The following is a 695-nucleotide window of genomic DNA, read 5'->3' on the forward strand; positions in this document are numbered from 1 at the left end:
ACTGGCCGCCTTCGAAGCCGGTGGGGATGTCGGTAGCGGCGAGGCCGAGGGCGGCGGCGGTCCACAACACCTGCAGGCTGGCGCCGATGAGCGGGGCGAGGGCCAGCTCGACAGGGTTGGAGAGGTTTTCGTCGCCGCGCAGGATGCTGCGGGTGAGGGCGGCGAGGCGCTCCTCGGGGAAATCGGGAAGGGCCGCGATGGAGTTCTTGAGGCCGGCCGGGGCGTGGGGCACGACGGCGGTGGCGAGGTCGTGGAGCACGGCAATCCAGTCGGCCGGGAGCTGGGCGCCGTGGGCGTCGAGGGGCGGCATGCCGTGCTGGCGGCAGCGGCGGAGGTGGGCTTCATCCGGCGGGGCGGTGGGGCCGCGGCCGTCGAGCAGGGCTTGCTGGGCGTCGGCGAGGCGGGCCGCGAAGGCGAGGAAGTCGGCCATCGCGTGGCCCTGGGCGAGGCTGCGCAGGCGCTCGGCCCGCCCGGCGAAGACGCGGGGCGAGGGCAGCCGGTTGGGGCTGGCCTCGCTGCCGGCCTGGGTGGCGATCTCTTCGGGGCTGAGGAGGGTGGGCATGTTTGCGGGGTTTCCTGTGGGGCGGTGGCCCGTTGAAAAGGCCCGGAGGGCGGCTGCGCCTCCGGGCCCGGGTGGCTTACTTGCCGGTCATCTGCTTGTACCAGGCCCGGTGGTGCTGCTTGGCCCAGGCGCG

Annotated in this window: 1 protein-coding gene; it reads right to left on the reverse strand. The window is 74.5% G+C overall.

Translation table 11 applies throughout. From position 1 onward, the window contains the following. Window positions 1–562, reverse strand: a 562-nt coding sequence (fdhE, locus tag L6Q67_RS23775) for a formate dehydrogenase accessory protein FdhE (protein WP_296576065.1), incomplete at its 3' end; no start/stop codon positions are given. Window positions 563–695: the final 133 nt, after the last annotated feature.

The organism is Zoogloea sp., from assembly GCF_023150065.1.
Taxonomy (GTDB): domain Bacteria; phylum Pseudomonadota; class Gammaproteobacteria; order Burkholderiales; family Rhodocyclaceae; genus Zoogloea.